Raw genomic sequence first — 20,456 nt, forward strand, 5'->3', positions numbered from 1 at the left:
CGGCCAACCCCCGCTTCTGCGGTGGCCAACCGTGGCTAACCTCTGACGCGGCCACGGGGGTTAGGGGCGGTTGACGACCGGTGCGGGTGGGGTTCGTGGGTCTTGAAGACTGCGGAACCCCTCGGGCGGCGGAGCCGCGGGGTCACCCGGGCGTGTGGCGGCGGGGTCTGACCGTGTCTGTCCATTGTGTCGTCCGGACGGGGAGCGCTACCCGATCGACGGCTCATCCGGGCAGGTCACGTGCGCCGTCCACCGTCCACTGCGGTCACTCGCAGCGACCGCGTGAACACTCTCCCGTACAGCAAGTCACCTGCCCGTGCGCAGATCCCGTGTGTGCACGGTGGTGTCCCGTGCCGCCCGTTTGTGAAGCTGAGCCGCCTCTGCAGGACCGCCTCGGCCGGTCCGGCCTGCCCTGAGCCGGAAACGGCGCGCGGGCGGTCGCGACCACGGGGGAAAGGCTCGGAAGGAACGGCCATGACACGCGCGACGACGCTCACCACCCCCCGCCCGATCGCCGGCTTCGACCGCGCGGGTCGGCAGTGGACGGTCGACTCGCACGCCCCCGGCCTCGCCCCCCTCCCGGAGCTGACCGGGCGGCTGCTGGCCGACGCCGCGACGCTGGCCCGCTACGGCCGCGACACCGGCAACATCGTCACCGCGCTCCCCTCGGCCGTGCTCGTCCCCGGCTCCGTCGAGGACGTCCAGGCGATGGTGCGCTACTGCCACCGGATGGACATCGCGGTCACCGCGCGCGGGGAGGCGCACAGCACCAACGGCCAGTCGCTCGTCGCGGGCGGACTCGTGATCGACATGACCGCGCTGACCGAGGTGCACCAGATCACCACCGGCTGGGTGGAGGCCGACGCGGGCGCGTCCTGGCGCTCGGTCGCCTACCTCGCCGCGCAGCGCGGGCGCCGCGCCGAGGCCCTGCCCGGTTACCTCCGGCTCACCCTCGGCGGCACGCTCTCCGTCGGCGGCTTCGGGGCGGGCTTCCGCTCCGGCGGCCTCGTCGACCAGGTGCTGGCCGTCGAGGTGGTCACCGGGACCGGCGAGCGGCTGTGGTGCTCGGCCGGACTGCGCCCCGACCTCTTCGACGCGGTGCTCGGCGGGCTCGGCCAGTGCGGGATCATCACCAAGGTCCGGCTGCGCCTGCTGCCCGCGCCCGAGCGCGCGCGGACCTACCTGCTGCACTACGTCGAGCCCGGCCCGGCGCTGACGGCGATGCGGACGCTGATCGAGCGTGACGAGGTCGACGGCGTGTTCGCCGTCGTGGTGCCGCCGACCCCCGCCTCTCCCCCGCTCTACCAGGTGCGCGTGCAGGTCTTCCACGACGGCATCGCACCGGAGCGCGCGCACACGCTGCGCGGGCTGCCGGCCGGGATCGCCGAGCCGAGGGAGGTGGACGAGACCTACCTCGACCACATCTCCGAGTTCGACACGCTGATCGACGACTTCCGCGAGCGCGGCTGGGACGACCGGATCAAGCCCAGGCACGACGTGCTGCTGCCGGATGAGACCGTGCAGGAGCACATCGGCACGGTGGTGCCCGCCCTGACCCGCGAGGAGTGGGGGCCGCAGGGCTTCGTCGTGCTCATGCCGTACCTGGCGCGCTCCTTCGGCTGCCCCCGGCTGCGCGTGCCAGGGGACACCGAGCTGGTGTGGCTCTTCGACCTGCTCACCGTGGCGCCCGCGCAGGCGGGACGCGGCTTCACCGAGCGGATGCTGACCCGCAACCGCCGCCTGTGGGAGCACGCCCGCGCGCTCGGCGGGGTGCGCTACCCGCTCGGCACCACGGAGTTCGGCCAGGCCGACTGGCGCGAGCACTACGGCGTGAGCTGGCTGGACGTGCTCACCGCGAAGAAGCGCTACGACCCCGAGGGCATCCTCGGCACCGGGGTCGGCATCTTCGGCTAGCCGCGCGCCTGCGAAACGCACAGGCTGTCGTCGACCGCCTCCGACCTGGCACGGGGATGGAGGTCGGGGGTGGTTGACGATGTTCCCCGGCCCGCTCGCCCGGAGTCAGCTGGCCCGGAGTCAGCTGGCCCGGGATCAGCTCAGCGCTGGCGGTCGTGCTCGCGGACCCAGTTGCCGATCTTGACGCGGTTGTTCACCCGGAGCCGGGCGTTGGCGATGTTCACGTGGTCCTCGATGGTGCGCACCGAGAGGTTGCGGCGGGCGGCGATCTCGCTGTTGGTCAGCCCCTGCGCGATCAGCCGCGCGGTGGCCAGCACGCTCTTGCTCAGCACCGACTCCGCCGAGCCCGTGACGGTGTCCTCCTCGACCTCGTCCTCGCTCAGCGCCATCGCCACGATCTGGTCGAAGTCCTTGTCCCGCCCCGTGTTGTAGGCCGCCGCGTAGTCCTCGGGGGTGAGCGCCAGGCGCGCCGCGCGCTCGGTCACCGCCCTGCGGTCCTCGAACGGGGTGAGCCCGGCGATGGTCACACCGGTCTGGGTCTGCAACCGGGCCGCCGCGCCGAGCAGGCAGGCCGCCCTGCGGTGGTCGCCGAGCGCGCCCGCGGTCCAGCCCAGCGCCTCCACCCCCCACACCGGTCCCCAGCGGTCGCCGATGGCGTACTGCCGCTTCAGCGAGGCGCGGAAGATCGGCACCGCCTTGCTCGGCTCACCGTGCATCAGCTCGGTCAGCGCCTGCGCCCACATCGCCCAGGAGATCGCCCACTCCGCACCCGCGGCCTCGGCCTCGGCGAGCACGACGGCGCTGGCCTCGTGCGCCTGCGCGGACTCGCCGAGGAAGGCCGTGCCCATCGCCAGGAACAGCGCGGCCATGTGCGCGTCACCGGGGTCGCCCTCCACCTGGAAGCGGTCGCGCGCGGCGATGAGCACCTCCAGCGACCGGGGGTCCGCGCGGCGGAGGAAGCCGTAGCTGCCCTTGGCCCACAGCACCGACGGCGGTGCTCGCTCGGCCAGCTGCCTCGGCGTGACGTCGTCGCCGAGCAGCGCCGCGATCTCCGCGTCGCAGCGCCCCATCAGCATGTCCGCGCGCGTGCGGTCGCCCTGGATGACGCTCATCCACGCGCCCAGGGACAGCATGGTGACGCTGAGCGTGCTGGCCTCGCCGTCGGTCTGCCGGACCAGCGCGTTGTCCAGCCACTTGCGGGCATCGCCCAGGCTGCCGGTGAAGTACCAGGAGCGCAGCCGGGCCAGGTTCATCGCGATCTCGGCGGAGACGTAGACCTGGTCCGGGGTCTCCAGGCAGAAGTCGATCGCGGCGCGCAGGTTCGGCAGCTCGCGCCAGGACCGGATGAGCAGCTCGACCTCGCGCTCGCAGAACCACTCGCGGGCGTGCTCGGCGGCCAGCCCCCGGTAGTGGTCGAGGTGGCGCTGGCGCAGCGTGCCCTCCTCGTTGGACTCGGCCAGCCGCCGCGCGCCGAACTGCCGGACGGAGTCGAGCACCCGGTAGCGGGTCCTGCCGTCCTGCATCTCGGTGGTGATGATCGACTTGCGGATGAGGTCGGCCAGCAGCGGCAGGATGTCGTCGCGCTGGATGCCCTCGCCGATGCACACCTCCTCGGCGGCCAGCCAGTCGAAGCCACCCGCGAAGACCGAGATCCGCGCCCACAGCCGCTTCTCGTCCGGCTGGCACAGGCTGTAGCTCAGGCTGAGCGCGTCCTCCAGGGTGCGCCGCCGGTTGCGGGCCAGCCGGGTGCCGCCCGCCGCGCGCGGGGTCAGCTCCTCCAGCCGGTTGAGCACCTCCGGCAGCGACTGGGCGATGAGCAGGCGCGCGGCCAGTTCGATGGCCAGCGGGATGCCGTCCAGCCGCTGGCAGAGCTTGGCCGCGTCGACGATGGTGTCGCGGTCGATGGCCACCCCGTCGGCGTCGGCGCGGTCGATGAGCAGCCGCACCGCGTCGTAGTCGGCGAGGGAGTCCACCGGGTGCTCCAGCTGCATGTCCGGGAAGGGCAGCGGTTTGAGCGCGATCACGTGCTCGGCGGCCAGGTCCAGCCACTGCCTGCTGGTGGCCAGCACGCGCAGCTTCGGCGAGGACAGCAGCAGGGTGCCGACCAGTTCGGCGGCGGAGTCGGCCAGGTGCTCGCAGTTGTCCAGCACCAGCAACATGTCCCGGGTCTGCAGGTGCTCGATCAGCAGGTCCAGCGAGGAGCGCGTGGACTGGTCGCGCAGACCCAGCTCGCTGGCGACGGTCTGGGCGAGCAGGTCCGGGTCGGCGAGGTCGCCCAGCCGCAGCAGGTGCACGCCGTCGGGGTAGGCGCCGGAGTCGACCTCGGTGCGGGCGACCTCCTCGGCCAGCCGCGTCTTGCCGACCCCGGCCGTCCCGGCGATGGTGACCAGGCGGGCGCTGCCCGCGAGCTTCTCCCGGACCTCGGACAGGATCTCCGCGCGACCCACGAAGCTGTTGACCGCGGCCGGTACCCCGCGCTGGCGCAGGCGGCTCACGTGCCGACCACGTCCGGGGCGTCCATGGCCCAGCAGGTCATCGCTTCCTCGCTGTCGTGACGGCTGTGGTGTTCGGGCCGGTGCGCGCCCGCGAGCAAACTAGAGCATGTCCGGCGGTTGCCGGTCCCTCCGGGCCATCCGGCGGGGCGTGGCGCGGCGGATCACGCAGACGGGTGACCCACAGGGCGGTCACAGACGAATTCTAGACGCCCGCGCCAGTCCTCCGCGGTGCGCGGGAGAGCGGTCCCGGCAGGCTGGGGGCCTGCCCGCCGGGACCACTGCCGGGGGAGGGACGCGAGGGGTCAGGCGTTGATCTGCCGGGGCGCGCGGGCGCCGGTGGCGACCTCGATGCGGCGCGGCTTCGCCTTCTCCGCGACGGGGATGCGCAGGGTCAGCACACCCGCGTCGTAGCTGGCGTCGATGCGGTCGGCGTCCAGGGCGTCGCCGAGGAAGAGCTGGCGGGAGAAGACGCCGAGCGGGCGCTCCGCCACCTGCATCTCGACCTTGTCCCCGCCCGTCGCGGGACGACGCTCCGCCTTGACCGTCAGCACGTTGCGCTCCACGCTCAGCTCGATCGCCTCGGGGCTGACCCCGGGCAGGTCGAAGGCGACCACGAACTCCTCGCCCTCGCGGTAGGCGTCCATCGGCATGGTGGCCGGGCGCGACCACGTTCCCGTGATCACCTGCTGGGCGAGCCGGTCGAACTCCCGGAACGCGTCGGTGCGCATCAACATCGCTCCACCTCCTGTTGTTCTCGTCTGGTGTCAACGCGCACCACTGTTCTAACATGTCGTCGAAACGATGACAAGTCCGAGCGTCAACGAAAGGATGACATGGCGATGGACGACGACAGCGCGGCGAGAAAGGCCCTCTCCGCCCGGGCGACTGGGGCGCCCGATCCGGTAGCCCAAGCCCTGGAGCTGGTCCGCTCCGTCACCGGGGACGGCGCGGCGACGCCGGAGGAGGTGCTGGCCGCCCTGACCCTGCTGCGCGGGCTGCGCGAGGAGCTGGCGGCGTGGGAACCCCGATTGATCACCGCCGCGCGCGAGGGCGGGACGAGTTGGGTGCGCCTCGCCCCGGCGCTCGGCGTCGCCAGCAGGCAGGCTGCCGAGCGCCGCTACCTGCGACTGCGCACCGAGGGCCTCGACCACCCCGAGAACACCGGTGAAGCACGCGTGCGCGCCGAGCGCGACCGGCGGGCGGGCGAGCGCGCGGTGAACGAGTGGGCCAACGAGAACGCGGGCCGGTTGCGCGGTTTGAGCGGCCGGATCACCGGGCTGAGCGGACTCACCGGGGCGGCGAGGGCCAGCGTCGACGACGTGCGCGAAGCGCTGGGCTCCGATGACAGCGCAGCGCTTCTGGGGCCGCTCGCCGCCGCGTCGGTGCACCTGCACGGCGCGCACCCCGCACTGGCCGAGGAGATCGACGAGATCACCGAGCGCACGAGCGAACTCCGCGACGCTCAGCGAGCGCGGTAGCGACCCCGCCCGACCTCGACGACGTCCCCTTCCGCGATCGTCCGGCGCAACGCCGCGGTGAAGCGTCCCGGCCCCCACTGGGCGGCTCCGAGTCGTGCCCGCAGCTCGGCCCTGGTCAGCGACTCGTGCTGGAGCGCGGTGAGGATCGCCTCCGCCTCGCGCTCGTCGTCGGGGCCCGAGGAGGGGTAGTCGGAGGTGCCCGGCAGCGGCGCGTACCCGGAACGTGTGGCAGCACGGCTGGACACGCGCGGCTTGTCCCCCGCTCCGCTCGGGCTCGCCGACAGCGGGCTGGCGATGTCCTCCAGCGAGCGACCCGCCGCCTCCACGCCGAGCACGATCTCCACGACGCCGCCGAAGATCATCACACCCGCGCCGATGTAGTAGCCGATCGCGACGGCGGAGAGTTCACCGGTCTCGACGAGCGCGCCGAACAGGACGGGCCCGATGATGCCGCCGAGCCCGGTGCCGACCGAGTAGAACAACGCGATCGACATCGCCCGGATCTCCAACGGGAAGATCTCCGAGACGGTCAGGTAGGCCGCGCTGGCGCCCGCCGAGGCGAGGAAGAACACCGCCGTCCACGCGAGCGTCAGCGTCGTCTCGGTGAGCAGGCCCTGCTGGAAGAGCAGGCCGGTTCCGACGAGCAGCGCACCGGAACCCAAGTAGCAGAGAGAGATCATCGTGCGGCGGCCGACGGTGTCGAAGAGCTTGCCGAGCACCAGCGGGCCGATCAGGCTGCCGACGGCGAGCGGGATCAGGTAGCCGCCGACCGTCGCGCCGGAGATGCCGAAGAAGCGCCCGAGCACCAGGGCCTGGGTGAAGTAGACGGCGTTGTAGAGGAAGGCCTGCCCGATGAAGAGGCCGAGCCCGAGCAGCGTGCGCTTCGGGTAGGTCTTCACGAGGACCTTGGCCACCGTGCCGAAGCCGACCGTGCCGCGCTGCTTCACCTCGATGCGCTCGGACACCGGCTCCAGCTTCGTGCCGGTCTGCTGCTCCACCTGGCGCTCGATCTCCCCGACGAGCTTGTCGGCCTCGTCGGCGCGACCGTGGGTGAACAGCCAGCGCGGGCTCTCCGGAACGTTGCGGCGCACCAGCAGGATGCCCACGCCGAGCACCGCGCCGAGTGCGAAGGCGATCCGCCAGCCGAGGTCCACCGCGAACAGGCTCGGGTCGAGCAGCACCAGGGTCAGCGCGGCTCCCACCGCCGCGCCGAGCCAGTACGAACCGTTGACGATGAGGTCCACGCGGCCCCTGACGCGCGCGGGGACCAGTTCGTCGATCGCGGAGTTGATCGCCGCGTACTCGCCGCCGACCCCGGCTCCGGTGAGGAAGCGCATGAGGAAGAACCACCAGGCGCTGAAGGAGAACGCGGTGAGCACCGTCGCGACCAGGTACAGGGCGAGGGTCAGCAGGAACAGCTTCTTCCGGCCCAGTCGATCCGTGAGGTAGCCGAAGAACAGCGAACCCAGGACGGCGCCGAGCACGTAGAAGGACGCCGCGAGCCCGACTTCGGTCTCCGTCAGGCGCAGGCCGCTCTCCGGGTCGGTCAGCCGTTCGCCCAGTGCGCCCACGATGGTGACTTCCAAGCCGTCGAGAATCCACACCGTGCCCAGGCCGAGCACCACGGTCCAGTGCCACTTCGCCCACGGCAGGCGGTCCATCCGCGCCGGGACATCGGTCTTCACGCTCTCCTCGGCCACGGTCCGCTCCCGTCCTCCGGTACGCGTCGTGGACTACCCCGCGTCGATCGTGGGCACACCCTCTGCATGACCGATCGGGAGAAGGTGCCCGTCATCCGGCAGGTGGTGCTCGACGGCACCGACATCAGAACGCTCGCGGAGTTCTACCGCCGGCTGCTCGGGCTGGCCTACCGGCCGGGCGACGAGGACGGCGACGCGGACTGGCTCGTGTTGCGGAACCCCGGCGGTGTGCAGCTCGCGTTCCAACAGGTCGACGTGCTGCCTTCGGCGAGCTGGCCGGACAATTCGCCTGTGCCACAACAGTTTCACCTCGACATGACCGTGGAGACCGTCGCCGATCTGGACGACCAGCACTCTCGCGTCCTGCGCCTGGGCGGACACTTGCTCCTCGACCGCAGCGAGGACCCCGAGGAACCGCTGCGCGTCTACGCCGACCCCGCAGGACACCCCTTCTGCGTCTTCGTGACCCCCGCCGTCTGAGGCGCATCCCGGTCACGGTGCCGCCGGGGGTTGGGGTGTCTTCAAGACCAGCAAACCCGCCTGTTGATCATCGTTAACCGCCGCAAACCCAGCGGTCTTCGAACTCGGTACTGCTGATCCGAGGAACGGGGACCGGTCACGCGACGGCGGTTGCCTCGACGATCTTGGCCACCACGTCCCGCCCGGGGTTAGGGTTGGGGGGTGTTGGACCCGGAGTTGGCGATCGGTTTCGCTCTGCCTGACAACGAGTTCGCGTGGAGCGAGGACGATGTGGTGCGCTACCACCTCGCGCTCGGGGCGGGCGCCGAGCACACCGATCCGGCGGAGTTGCGCTATCTGCTGGACGCGCCGCACGTGCTGCCGACCTTCGGGATGACGGTGCCCGCCGCGCTCGGAGTAGCGGCTGCTCAGCACTACCACGCGGAGCCGCCGGAGATTCGGTTTCCCGGTGTGGAGCTGGAGTTGGCGAAGCTGGTTCACGCGCGCCAGGAGATCGTGGTGCACCGGCCGATGCCTCCGTCGGGCGCGGGGACGGCGAGCAGCCGGATCACGGCGCTGCACGACAAGGGCTCGGCGGCGATCATCGTCCAGGAGGCGTCGCTGACCACCGCCGGGCAGCCGTTGTTGAGCTTCCGCACGAGCATTCACGCGCGTGGCGAAGGCGGCTTCGGCGGGGAGCGCGGGCCTTCGGCGGCTGAGCTCGCGGTGCCGATGCCGGACCGCGCGCCGGATGCGGTGGTGGTGACGAAGACCTTGCCGCAGCAGGCTTTGCTCTACCGGCTGTGCGGCGAGCGCAACGCGGTGCACGCCGACCCCGAGCGCGCCCGCGCAGCCGGTTTTCCCGGGCCGACGCTCCAAGGCGTGTGCGTGTACGGGATGGTGTGCAAGGCGGTCACGGATGCCGTACTCGGCGCCGACCCGACGCGAATTCGTCGCTATGAAGCCAGGTTCGCGGGCGTGGTGTTCCCGGGAGAGGCGTTGGAAACACGCATCTGGCGCTCCAGTAAAGAAATCCTGTTCGCCACCGTGGTGCCCGGAGAGCCGGAACGGCCGGTGCTCGCAGACTGTCGGATCACGTGCGCACCGGCAGATGCGCGGGACCGCGAATGACACGCGACGGGCAATAGCGGACGCGGCCCGCGATGCGGAGATCGGGATAGCGCGTGAACAACGCCTGGAGCGCGATCCGCCCTTCGAGCCGCGCCAAGCTCGCGCCGATGCAGTAGTGGATGCCAGCCGCGAAGGACAGGTGATCGTGCGGGTTGGGGCGCGTGAGGTCGAGCCGGTGCGGGTCGGTGAACACCTCGGGGTCGCGGTTGGCACCGGCCAGCAACGTCACGATCGGCGAGCCCGCCGCGAGGTCCCGCCCCGCGAGCGTGGTCGGCGCGCGCACGATGCGAACACCGTACTGCGCGGGCGCGTCCAGCCGCAGGGTTTCTTCGACGAGGGTCGCCGCCAGGCCAGCGGGATCAGCGAGAAAGCGTTGGTGCTGAACGGGTTCGTCGAACAGGCCGACCACGGCGTTGCCGATGATGTTGGCGGTGGTGACGAAGCCGCCGATCAGCAACGCCTCGCAGGTGGCGACGAGGCCTTCGCGGCTCATCTCCCCCGCCTCGGTCGCCCGCACCATCCGCGACACCAGGTCCTCGCCCGGATCGGCGGCTCGGCGGTCGCACAGATCGCTGAAGTACGAGGCCATTTCGGTGAGCAGCTTGCGGGTTCTGCGCACTTCGCCCGGAGTCCGCGCGCCGTCGACGATCGCGCCGAACTCGATGCCCCACCGCACGAACAGCTCGTGGTCGGCCACGGGCATGCCGAGCATCTCGCAGATCACCCGGCTCGGCACGCGCACGGCGAACTCGCCGATGAGGTCCACAGTGGACTGTCCAGCGAGCCGTTCCAGTTCCTCTGACACAACGCCGGTGACGAACTCCTCCTGCGCGCGCATGGCCTGCGGCGTGAACGCGGGCGCGACGATCTTGCGCAGCCTGCCGTGCTCCGGCGGGTCGATCGACGCGAACGAGTCGTCCAGCGGGTGCACCAACCGCCCAGCACCACCGCCGACCGGGCGCAGCGTCCGCTTCGACACCGTGGTCGGCACCGCGCCGAAGTCCGAGGAGCGCAAAACCTTGCCGCACAAGGCGTGCGAGGCCGTCATGTACAAGCCGCTCGGCCCGCGCACGAGATCTCCGGCCGCGCGGATGTCCTCGTAGCGGTCGTAACCCGCTCGACCGCGCGGCAGGTTGAGCACGCGTGACACAGGATCGCCTTGGGCCGCCGAGCGAACGAGCCTGGCCTTGCCCTTGTACAGCCGCAACGCCTCCCGGATCACCGCGACGACACCAGCTTCGGCGCGCGGGTGATACCGCGCTCGCGCAGCTCCTCGGCGATGCGCTCGCGCAGCACGTACTTCTTGATCTTCGTGCCGGACATCGGCCACTCGGTGACGAAGCGGACGTAGCGGGGCACGCGGTAGGTCGCGATCGCGCCGAGGCAGAAGTCGATCAGCTCCTGCTCCTCGACCGAAGCATCGGGCTTGAGCTGCACGAACGCCGCGGGAACCTCGACGTAGTGGCCATCGGGCGCGCCGACCACCTGCGCCATCAGCACGGCGTCGTGCCGCAGCAGGTAGCCCTCCACCTCGGCGGCGGACACGTTCTCGCCGCCCACCTTGAGCATGTCCTTGAGCCTACTGACAAAAGTGACCCTGCCGTCGGCGTCCATCGTGGCGATGTCGCCGGTGTGAAACCACCCGTCGGCATCGAAAACCCGTTGGGAAAGCTCAGGGTCCTTGTAGTAGCCGTCGAAGCAGTTGGAGCCGCGGAACAGCAGCTCGCCCTCGGAACCCGGCGAAAGGTCGACGCCGGTCTGCGGGTCGACGACGCGGCACTCCATGCCCGGCAACGGATGCCCGCCTGTGGTGACGCGCTCCTCCAGCGAATCGTCCCGGTGGTTCACCGCGAGGAACGAACAGGCCTCGGTCATGCCGAAGCACGACACCTGCGTCGCGGAAGGGAGCCGGGAAGCCATGTCGCGCAAGCGCTCCGGCACGCCGACGGCCATCACCAAGCGCAGTGCGGACAGATCACGCGAAGCGAAGTCGGGCTGGTTCACCACGGGCAGCCAGATCGTCTCGAAGCCGGGCAACGCGACCGTGCAGCGCTGCGACTCCAGCTGGTCGAGCGCCACGACAGGATCGTAGAAACCCGTGTGCACGTAGGAACATCCGCCGTAGATCGAGGCGATGGCGAAGGCGATCCCGCCGATGTGGAACAGCGGCAACGCGGTCCAGATGCGGTCCTCCGGCGTCAGCTCGAAGCGCTCGTGCACCGTCGCCGCGGCGAACCGGCAGAACGCCTCGTGGCTGAGCATCGCGCCCTTGGGGCTGGCCGTGGTGCCCGAGGTGTACATGACCACCGCGGTGTCGCGGACGCGGACGAGAGCTTGCCGTCGGCGCACCTCATCGGCTGGTGTTCTTCCAGCCAGATCGAGGAATTCGGGATCATCCGGCAGCACCAGGCGCGGGCCGTCGGTCAGCGTCTCGGCGAGCAGGTCGGTGAACGCGGGCTCGGTGACCAGCACGCGCAGCCCGGAGTGCGCGACGACCTGGTTCAGCTCGTAGCCCTTGAAGCGCGCGTTGACGGGCACCGGTATCGCGCCGATCTTCGCGACGGCGAACAGCGCGGCGAGCGAGTCGACGCGGTTGGACAGCATGATGCCGACCGGGTCGCCACGACCGACACCGGCGCCGATCAGCCCGCGCGCCAACAGGTTCGCCCGCTCGGCGAGCACACCGTACGTCGCCGATTCGGCGGGGAACGACAGTGCCACCCGATCGTGGTATTCCTCGGCTCGCCGGTCCAGCAGGTCGCCCAGCGTCGTGGCCTCGATCCAGCGGCCGTTGACCGACTCAGCCATGTGACCTCGCTCGTCCGCAGGTGGGCACAGGGTGGGAAAACCCTGCTGGGCAAGGAACCCTCCGTCAGGCGAACACCTGTGTCAACGGCCGAACGGGTGTAGCCGAAAGGCCGGGTGGTCCGCGTCGGCCTGACCCGAAAGGTTGTGCGCATTCGGCCTTCGGCGTTCGGATTCCGGCACGTGCTCGATGCATACTTCGGCCGCAGACCCCCGACACAGGAGTCCCCAGCGATGTTCAACCGCGCCAAGGCCACCGGGGCAGCGGCAGCCGCACTCCGCTGGCTCAAGGGAAGGCAGCTTCCCGACGGGTCCATTGTGGACGATCCAGGGACGTTGGTCTTCCAGGAGTGGGACACCGTCAACGCGCTCAAGGCGATCGGCACGTGGCGCCACGACGCGCCGTTCTCCGACGACGGCACGACCGACGCCGCGCTGGATTTCCTTCGGGCCAAGGCGAAACCTGGCGGCGTGCTGAGCTGGGGCGTGCTGGACACCACTCCTGACGAGTACTGCACGGAGACCAGCAGCGAGTACGTCTCGGCGCTGACCATGCTCGACCGCACCGACGAGGCGCGTTCGAGCGCGGAGTTCCTGTGCTCCCAGCAGCTTCCCGAAGGACCGTGGGAGGAGGTGCACTCGCACATCCCCAAGGCCTTCCAGACCGAGCCCTCGGTGACCGGGTTCGCGCTCCAAGCGCTGCTCGGGCTCGACATGGACCCGCCGCACCTCAAGGAAGCGCTGGACTTCCTGGTCGCGGCGCAGCGGCCGGAGGGGCACTTCGGGATCAACTGGTACTACTACGGGACGCACTACTACCTGATGCGCCCGGCCGTCGCGGCTCTCGCCGAGTTCGGCCACCACGCCGCCGTCGCCGCCGCACGCGACTTCACGCTGTCCGACCAGCGCTCCGACGGCAGCTGGTTCCACCAGGTCGAAGGCTTCGGCGAGTACTCCTCGCCCGAGCAGCACACCGCGCTCGCCCTGGGCACCCTGGCGCACGCGCGCACCGGAACCGACCACCCCGCAGTGCGCAGGGGGCTCGCGTGGCTTCTTGAGCGCCAACGCGAAAACGGCTCGTGGGACGGCGGTTCCTACCCCTACCCGGCGACCAGCTCCTACGCGTCGTTCCGGGCCACCCAACACATCTTCACCACCGCTCAGGTGCTCTCCACCCTGAAGCGCTTCGCTGAGCTGGAGGCCGCGACATGACCCATTCCCCCGACCCGGTCGCGATCGTCGGCATCGGCTGCCGCCTGCCCGGCGGCGTGGCTGATCACGAGTCGCTGTGGCGCGTGCTCAGCGACGGCGTCGACGCGATCGGCCCGATTCCCCCGCAGCGCTGGGACGTCGAGCGCTTCTACGCACCCAAGGCCCAGCAGCCGGGCCGGATGAACGCGCGCGAGGGCGGCTTCCTGGACGAGGTCGACACCTTCGACGCGGCGTTCTTCGGCATCTCCGGCCGGGTCGCGGAGCAGATGGACCCGCAGCAGCGGCTGCTGTTGGAGGTCGCGTGGGAGGCGCTGGAGGACGCGGGCGTCGTCCCCGCGAAGCTCGCCGGTGGGCAGACCGGCGTGTTCGTCGGTGCGTGCAGCCAGGACTACGGCGGTTTGCAGTCCGCGCCCGGCGAGGTCGAGGGGCTCGGCCCGCACTCGGCGACCGGAACGTTCATGAGCATCGTCTCCAACCGCCTGTCCTACACGCTGGACCTGCGCGGCCCCAGCATGACCATCGACACCGCGTGCTCGTCCTCCCTGGTCGCGGTGCACCTCGCCTGCGAGAGCCTGCGCAGCGGCGAGAGCGAGCTGGCGTTGGCGGCCGGGGTGAACGTCATGCTCACGCCGCAGTTCGCGATCGCGTTGAGCCAGGCCGCGATGCTCTCGCCCGACTCCCGTTCGCGTGCTTTCGATTCGCGCGCCAACGGTTACGTGCGCGGCGAGGGCGCGGGCGTCGTCGTGCTCAAACCGCTCAGTCGTGCACTGGCCGACAACGACCGCGTGTACGCGGTGATCCACGGCTCTGCGGTGAACCAGGACGGCCGCACGCAGGGGATCACGCTGCCCAGTGGTGACGCGCAGGAGGCCAACTTCCGCGTGGCGCTGGAGCGTGCGGGTGTCGCGGCCTCGGAGATCGGCTACGTCGAAGCGCACGGAACCGGTACGCCGGTTGGTGATCCCATCGAGGCGAACGCGCTGGGCCGCGTGCTTCGCGAAGGTCGCGGCGACGGGGACAGCGCGCTGATCGGCTCCATCAAGACCAACATCGGCCACCTTGAGGCGGGCGCTGGGATCGCTGGCTTGATCAAGGCGGCGCTGAGCGTGCACCACCGCAGCATTCCGCCGAGCCTGCACTACCGCGCGCCCAACCCGGACATCGATTTGGAGGCGCTGCACGTCGCGGTGCCGACTGCCGTGCAGCCGTGGCCGAGCCGGTACCCACGTGCGGTGGCCGCCGTGAACTCCTTCGGCTTCGGTGGCACCAACGCGAACGTCGTGCTGGGCGAGGCTCCGTCCGTCGAAGCTCCTGCTGTCGCGGCGTCGCCCTCCCCCAGCCTGATCACGTTGAGCGCGCGGAACTCCACGGCGTTGCGGGAGCTGGCCGCGCAGGTCGCGGACCGCTTGGAACGCGAGCCGATCGAACCCGAGCGGTTGGCCGGGCACCTCGCGCTCCGCCGGTCCCACCACGGCCACCGGCTCGCGGTGTCGGGCTCCACGGTTCCCGAACTCGTCACCGCGTTACGCGATGTGTCCACAAAGGACGTTCTGAAGCAGCGCGGACGGATCGCGTTCCTGTACAACGGCCAGGGTCCGCAGTGGTACGCGATGGGGCGCCAGCTGCTGGAGACCAGTCCGGTGTACCGGGAGAAGATCCTTGAGTGCGATCGGTTGGCGCACAAGTACCTCGGTTGGTCGATCTACGAAGCCCTTGTGGCCGAGGAAGAATCCTCGCGCGTTCACGAGACGCACTGCCTCCAGCCGACGATGTTCGCGCTCCAGGTCGCGCTGACTGAGCTGTGGAAGTCCTGGGGCGTGGTGCCGGACGCCGTGCTCGGCCACAGCATGGGTGAGATCGCTGCTGCTCACGTCAGCGGCGCGCTCGACCTCGACACCGCGTTGCGCGTGATCTGCCACCGCTCGCGCATCCAGGAGAAGGCCGATCCGACCGGCGGCATGATGTTCGTCGCGCTCGGCAAGGACGAGGCGCTCGCCCTCTGCGAGGCGCACCCGGGGAAACTGTGGCTGTCAGCGGAGAACAGCCCGCGCGCCAGCACGCTCTCCGGCCGCTTGCCCGTGCTCGACGCGGTCGCGGCCGAGCTCGGCGAGCGCGGAGTCTTCGCCCGCGTGCTCAAGGTCAACTGCGCGTGCCACAGCCAGGACATGGACCCGCTGCGCGAGGAGCTTCTGTCCACTTTGGACGGCATGTCCGGTGGAGCGACCACGATCCCGATGTACTCCACGGTCACCGGGGCTCGGATCGACGGCGCCGAGCTGGGCGTGGACTACTGGTGGAGCAACTTCCGCCAGCCCGTGCTGTTCGAGCCCGCCGTGCGCGCGCTGGTCGCTGACGGCGTGGACACCTTCGTCGAGCTGAGCCCGCACCCGGTGCTGGCCAACTCCCTCAAGGAGATCAGCGAGGACGCGCTCGTGCTCGCCTCGTTGTCCCGCAAGAGCGAGGACTGGCCGTCGTTCCTGGGCGCGCTGGGCGAGCTGTACGTGGCGGGTCACGAGATCGACTGGGCGCGGCGCTACCCGGCCGCCGACGTGCTCGACCTGCCGACGAATCCGTGGGTGCGCGAGAGCTACTGGAACGAGAGCGAGGTGTCGCTGCGCTACCGGGCAGGCGGGCAGGAGCACCCGATGCTCAAGCGCGTCGACGCGGTCCGGCCGACGTGGGAGATCCGCTGGAGCGACCACAGGCTCTCCTGGGTGGGCGAGCACGACGTGTTCGGCTCGGTGATCGTTCCCGGAGCGTCCTACGTGGAGGCTGCGCTCGTCGCGGCGCGCGAACTGACCGGGCAGAGCTGTGGCTTGGACTACGTGGCGTTCGAGCGCGCGTGCGTGCTGGACGAGGAAGATCCGCAGCTGAGCCGGATCGAGCTGAACCCCGATGACGGCACCTTCCAGGTCCACCACCGCTCCGTGCGCGGGTCGACGTGGATTCGCGCCGTGCACGGCAGGTTCCACGCCGCGTCCTCCACCGTGGACACCTCGGAGAGCGTCGAGGCGATCAGGGCTCGGTGTGATCGGAGCTTCGCGGCCACCGACGTCTACAAGGTGTTGAGCGACAAGGGATACCGCTACGGCTCGACGTTCTGCGGCATCGACCGGTTGCACGTCGGCCCCGGCGAGTCGCTCGCCCGCATCGTCGTGCCGCGCCTGCTGCGCCGAGCCCTCGACGGCTACCTGTTCCACCCCGCCGTGCTCGACGCGTGCTTCCAGAGCGGCATCCTGCACCCGACCGCCGACAAGCCGTTGGAGCTGCTGCCGCACACCTATCTGCCGACCTCGATCGCGAACGTGCGCGTGCACGGCGATCTCTCGAAGGCCGCGTGGTGCCACACCATCGCGCACAAGCACGACGTGAACGGCTTGTCCGTCGACATCCGCGTGCTGGGCGCTTCCGGCGAACTGCTCGCGGAGTACCTGCGCCTTGAGGGCAAGGTCCTTCGGCACGACAGCTCGGGGATCGAGGACCACCTCTACCACCTCGCCTGGGAGGTCGACCGCGAGTCCGACGGCGCGGGCACCGCTGTGGCCAGCGCGATCACGCTCGCGCCATCGGAGCTTGCGCTCGACGAAGAGGCCGCCACCACGGCGGTCCGGCTCTCACGGCACGGCTACGCGACCGAGTACCAGGGCGACCTCAACGAGCTGTGCTCCGCATATGTGCTGGACTGCCTCGCACGGTTCGGTGTCGGCCACGAGTTCGGCCTCGACGACCTCTCCGGACTGCAACCGCGTCTGCGTCAGGCGATGGCGGGCTACCTGGCCTTCTTGGTCTCCGATGGCTTGCTCGGTCAGGACGGGGAGCGGTTCCGTCGGACCGGTCCATCCACTGTGGACACTGAGGCGCTCTGGTCGCGCACCTTCACCCGCCACCCGTCGGCGGCGTGGGAGCTGTTGTTGCTGCGCAAGACCGGCTCGCGGCTGTACGACGTTCTCACCGGCGAGGCTGATCCCCTGGAGCTGTTGTTCCCGGCGGGCTCGCAGGAGGAGACCGAGCCGATCTACCAGAGTTCGCCGGTGTCGCGCCTCTACAACATCCTGATGAAGCGCGCACTGGAGCGCTTCGTCGCCGCCACTGATCCTCGGCGGCAGTTGCGGGTGCTTGAGGTCGGCGGTGGTACGGGCGGCTTGACGGTGAACGTGCTCGGCGTGTTGCCGCCCGAGCGCACGGAGTACGTGTTCACCGATGTCTCCCCCGCGTTCGCACAGGCGGCCCGGGATCGCTTCGGCACCTACGGTTTCGTCACCGCGCGCACGTTGGACATTGAGCGGGATCTCGAAGAGCAGGGCATCGAGCCGGGCTCCTTCGACATCGTGCTCGCCTCCGACGTCGTGCACGCGACCAGCGACCTGAAGCGCACGCTGTTCCACCTCCAGGACGCTCTTGCGCCGGGCGGCGTGCTCGGCCTCATCGAGGCGCTGCCCGGGAACCGTCAACTCGACCTGACGTTCGGGCTCACCACGGGCTGGTGGGCTTTCCGGGACCTCGCGCTGCGCAAGGACGGCCCGCTGCTCGGCGTCGACGCCTGGCGAGAAGTGCTGCGCTCGGCCGGTTTCGAGGACGTCGCGGCGCTCGGCGATCCCGGGCACACTGGCGCGGGCGCACAGGCCGTGCTGCTCGCCCGCACTCCTGCCAGCTCCACCGGATTTCGGGTCACCGAGGCTTGGGGCGATGTCAGCGAGTGGCTGATCGTCGCTGAGCCGGGTGACGCGCTCGCGTCGCAGATCGCCGCCCGGGTGACGGCTGACGGTGGCCGGGCGGTCCTCGCGGCTCCGGGCGAGAAGCCGGAGGTGACCGCACCCGTCCGGATCGTCTTCTGTGGACAGTCCACTATGGACATCGCAGGGCTGTTCCAGTTCGAGTCGTCCAGGGTCTTCCTGCTGACCAGGGGCACGCACGCGGTCCGTGCTGACTCGGTGGACCTCGCCGGAGCACCGGTGTGGGGTGTCGGCACGGTCGCGGGCCTGGAACACCCGTCGTCGAAGTGCACGATGATCGACCTGGCCGCTTCGCCGGAGCCCGGCGAGATCGAAGCTGTGTGGCGTGAACTGGTCTCCCCCGGTGCTGAGCGGGAGATCGCTCTGCGCGCGGGGACGCGTTTCGTGCGGCGGCTGCGTTCCCTTCCTGCACCACGGGTCTCCGCCGGAGCGGATGCGTACGCGTTGGAGCTGGGCACGCCCGGCGCGCTCGATTCGCTGGCTTTCGTCTCCGTCCCGTTCCACGAGCCCGGTCCCGGGCAGGTGGAGATCGAGGTCGTCGCGGCGGGGCTGAACTTCCTCGACCTGATGACGGCGCTCGACCAGGTTCCGGCGCTGGAGACCACGTCGTCCTACCGCTTCGGCGCGGAGTGCTCCGGTGTGGTGACCCGTGTCGGCGCGGACGTCACCGGTCTCAGCCCCGGCGACCCCGTGATCGCGGTCAGCAGCGCTCAGCTGGCGGTCGCTTCGCACGTCACGCTCGACGCGGTCAACGTGGTGGCCAAGCCCGCCGCGCTCGGCTTCGAGGAGGCCGCGTCCACGCCGATCGTGTTCCTGACCGCGTGGTACGCCTTGGAGCGGCTGGCTCGGGTGCGGCCCGGCGACCGCGTGCTGATCCACTCCGCAGCGGGTGGCACGGGCTTGGCGGCGATCCAGATCGCGCGCCGCGCGGGTGCTGAGGTCTTCGCGACGGCGGGCAGCCCGGAGAAGCGCGCACTGTTGCGGTCCTTGGGAGTCCAGCACGTGATGGACTCGCGGTCGCTGGACTTCGTCGAGCACGTCCGGGCCGTCACGGGTGGTGCCGGGGTCGATGTGGTGCTCAACTCGTTGACCGGCGCGGCGGCCACGCGGAGCCTCGACTGCCTCGCTCCCTACGGGCGGTTCGTGGAGATCGGCAAGCGCGACCTGCTCGATGACCGGCGGCTCGGGCTTCGTCCGTTCCTGCGCAACCTGGCCTACCTCAGCTTCGACCTCCGCCAGCTGATCGTCGACCGCCCCGCCGAGGTGCGCGCCGAGCTGGAGCGGCTCGTCGGGCTCCTGGCCTCTGGCGAGCTGAACCCCTTGCCGTACCGGGTGTTCCACCCGCGCCAGGCCGAGGCGGCGTTCCGCCAGATGGCCGCGGCGAAGCACGTCGGCAAGCTCGTGCTCGCGATGGACGAGCGCGATGTGACCGTGCGCCCTCAGCCTCGCCCGATCGACTGGAGCGGGACGTGGTTGATCACCGGCGGCCTCGGCGGGGTCGGCCTGGCCATGGCCGACTCGCTCGCCTCCGCAGGGGTTTCGCACCTCGTGCTGCTCGGCCGCTCCGGCGCTTCTCGCCTGGAGGCTGCTGACCGCGTGGAAGCTTTGCGCGCCAAGGGTGTTTCGGTCGTCGTCGAAGCGGCTGACGTGAGTTCGCGGTCGTCCATGGAAGGCGTTCTGGAGCGGATCGCCCGCGATCTCCCACCGCTCGCCGGAGTACTGCACTGCGCGATGGTCCTCGACGACGTCTTGCTTGCAGACTTGGACAGTGAGCGGATGGAGCGGGTGTACGCGCCGAAGGCGTTGGGCGCGTGGCACTTGCACGAGCTGACCAAGGAGCTGCCGCTGCGTGCGTTCGTGCTCTTCTCCTCGGCGGCCTCGATGATCGGCAACCGTGGTCAGGCGAACTACGCCGCGGCCAACAGCTTCCTCGACCAGCTCGCCGAACACCGTGCCGCCCAAGGGCTTCCGGCGCTCGCGGTGAACTGGGGCGCGATCTCCGACGCGGGCTACGTCGCGCGGCACGCCGATGTGGCCAAGCTCGTCGCGGCTTCCGGCATGCGAGACTTCACCACGCACGAGGCGTTCCGCGTGCTGAGCGAGCTGCTGTCGACGACGCACTCCAACGTCGGTGTGCTGCCGATGGACTGGCCCAGGTTCTTCCAGCAGTACGGCGAGGACGTGCCGCCCCGCTACGCCGAGCAGGTCGAACTGCACGGCTCGGCGAGCTCCGAGCAGGCGGTGTCCGGATCGCTGCGCCAGCGGTTGCGCACGCAGACCGGTGACGCGCGCGAACTCCTGCTCCGCGAGGTGTTGCGGGCGCGGGTGGCCACCGTGCTCGGCATGCCGTCGACGGATCTGGACGACACCAAGCCGCTGATGGACTACCTGGATTCGCTGCTGGCGGTGGAGATCAGCTCGTGGCTCGAACGCGAGCTGGGCGCCAAGGTGACGATCATGGAACTGATGAAGGGGCCGAGCGTGGAACAACTCGCGGGCCAGCTGCTGGAGCGAATGGTGGAGCGGTAG

11 protein-coding genes are annotated in these 20,456 nt (G+C 70.3%); 6 read left to right on the forward strand and 5 right to left on the reverse strand.

Going from position 1 to position 20,456, the window contains the following annotated elements; translation table 11 throughout:
* Positions 1 to 474 precede the first annotated feature (474 nt).
* On the forward strand, positions 475 to 1,914 hold the full coding sequence (locus ABD798_RS12685; protein ID WP_344874124.1) for an FAD-binding protein: 1,440 nt from the start codon (positions 475 to 477) through the stop codon (positions 1,912 to 1,914).
* A 140-nt stretch (positions 1,915 to 2,054) separates the two neighbouring features.
* On the opposite strand, the gene ABD798_RS12690 is transcribed toward ABD798_RS12685, so the two are convergent.
* Together ABD798_RS12690 and ABD798_RS12695 are read right to left on the reverse strand one after the other, a co-directional pair.
* Positions 2,055 to 4,409 (reverse strand): ATP-binding protein, encoded by a 2,355-nt coding sequence (locus ABD798_RS12690; RefSeq protein ID WP_344874126.1) that lies wholly within the window; start codon positions 4,407 to 4,409, stop codon positions 2,055 to 2,057.
* 302 nt (positions 4,410 to 4,711) lie between these two features.
* The gene (locus tag ABD798_RS12695; protein ID WP_344874128.1) at positions 4,712 to 5,143 is read right to left on the reverse strand and encodes an Hsp20/alpha crystallin family protein; all 432 of its coding nucleotides are present in this window, start codon (positions 5,141 to 5,143) and stop codon (positions 4,712 to 4,714) included.
* Between the two features lie 105 nt (positions 5,144 to 5,248).
* On the opposite strand from ABD798_RS12695, the gene ABD798_RS12700 reads away from it, so the two are divergent.
* The gene (locus ABD798_RS12700) at positions 5,249 to 5,887 is read left to right on the forward strand and encodes an HSP18 transcriptional regulator (RefSeq protein ID WP_344874130.1); all 639 of its coding nucleotides are present in this window, start codon (positions 5,249 to 5,251) and stop codon (positions 5,885 to 5,887) included.
* On the opposite strand, the gene ABD798_RS12705 is transcribed toward ABD798_RS12700, so the two are convergent.
* Positions 5,872 to 7,587, reverse strand: coding sequence for an MFS transporter (locus tag ABD798_RS12705; RefSeq protein WP_344874132.1), 1,716 nt, complete (start codon positions 7,585 to 7,587; stop codon positions 5,872 to 5,874). The two genes, ABD798_RS12700 and ABD798_RS12705, sit on opposite strands and share 16 nt — an antisense overlap.
* A gap of 66 nt (positions 7,588 to 7,653) precedes the next feature.
* Here ABD798_RS12705 and ABD798_RS12710 point away from each other — a divergent pair, with 66 nt between their 5' ends.
* The gene (locus ABD798_RS12710; protein WP_344874134.1) at positions 7,654 to 8,067 is read left to right on the forward strand and encodes a VOC family protein; all 414 of its coding nucleotides are present in this window, start codon (positions 7,654 to 7,656) and stop codon (positions 8,065 to 8,067) included.
* Between the two features lie 201 nt (positions 8,068 to 8,268).
* Positions 8,269 to 9,177, forward strand: coding sequence for a MaoC/PaaZ C-terminal domain-containing protein (locus ABD798_RS12715; RefSeq protein WP_344874136.1), 909 nt, complete (start codon positions 8,269 to 8,271; stop codon positions 9,175 to 9,177).
* Here ABD798_RS12715 and ABD798_RS12720 read toward each other — a convergent pair.
* On the reverse strand, positions 9,140 to 10,399 hold the full coding sequence (locus tag ABD798_RS12720) for a cytochrome P450 (RefSeq protein ID WP_344874138.1): 1,260 nt from the start codon (positions 10,397 to 10,399) through the stop codon (positions 9,140 to 9,142). The two genes, ABD798_RS12715 and ABD798_RS12720, sit on opposite strands and share 38 nt — an antisense overlap.
* Positions 10,396 to 11,985, reverse strand: a complete 1,590-nt coding sequence (locus tag ABD798_RS12725; protein ID WP_344874140.1) for a class I adenylate-forming enzyme family protein — start codon at positions 11,983 to 11,985, stop codon at positions 10,396 to 10,398. Before ABD798_RS12725 ends, ABD798_RS12720 begins: the two co-directional genes overlap by 4 nt.
* A gap of 231 nt (positions 11,986 to 12,216) precedes the next feature.
* On the opposite strand from ABD798_RS12725, the gene ABD798_RS12730 reads away from it, so the two are divergent.
* Together ABD798_RS12730 and ABD798_RS12735 are read left to right on the forward strand one after the other, a co-directional pair.
* Positions 12,217 to 13,194 (forward strand): prenyltransferase/squalene oxidase repeat-containing protein, encoded by a 978-nt coding sequence (locus tag ABD798_RS12730; protein ID WP_344874142.1) that lies wholly within the window; start codon positions 12,217 to 12,219, stop codon positions 13,192 to 13,194.
* A complete protein-coding gene (locus ABD798_RS12735; RefSeq protein ID WP_344874144.1) occupies positions 13,191 to 20,456 on the forward strand; it encodes an SDR family NAD(P)-dependent oxidoreductase in 7,266 nt (2,421 codons plus the stop codon). Before ABD798_RS12730 ends, ABD798_RS12735 begins: the two co-directional genes overlap by 4 nt.

Source organism: Allokutzneria multivorans (genome assembly GCF_039537405.1).
GTDB classification, from domain to species: domain Bacteria; phylum Actinomycetota; class Actinomycetes; order Mycobacteriales; family Pseudonocardiaceae; genus Allokutzneria; species Allokutzneria multivorans.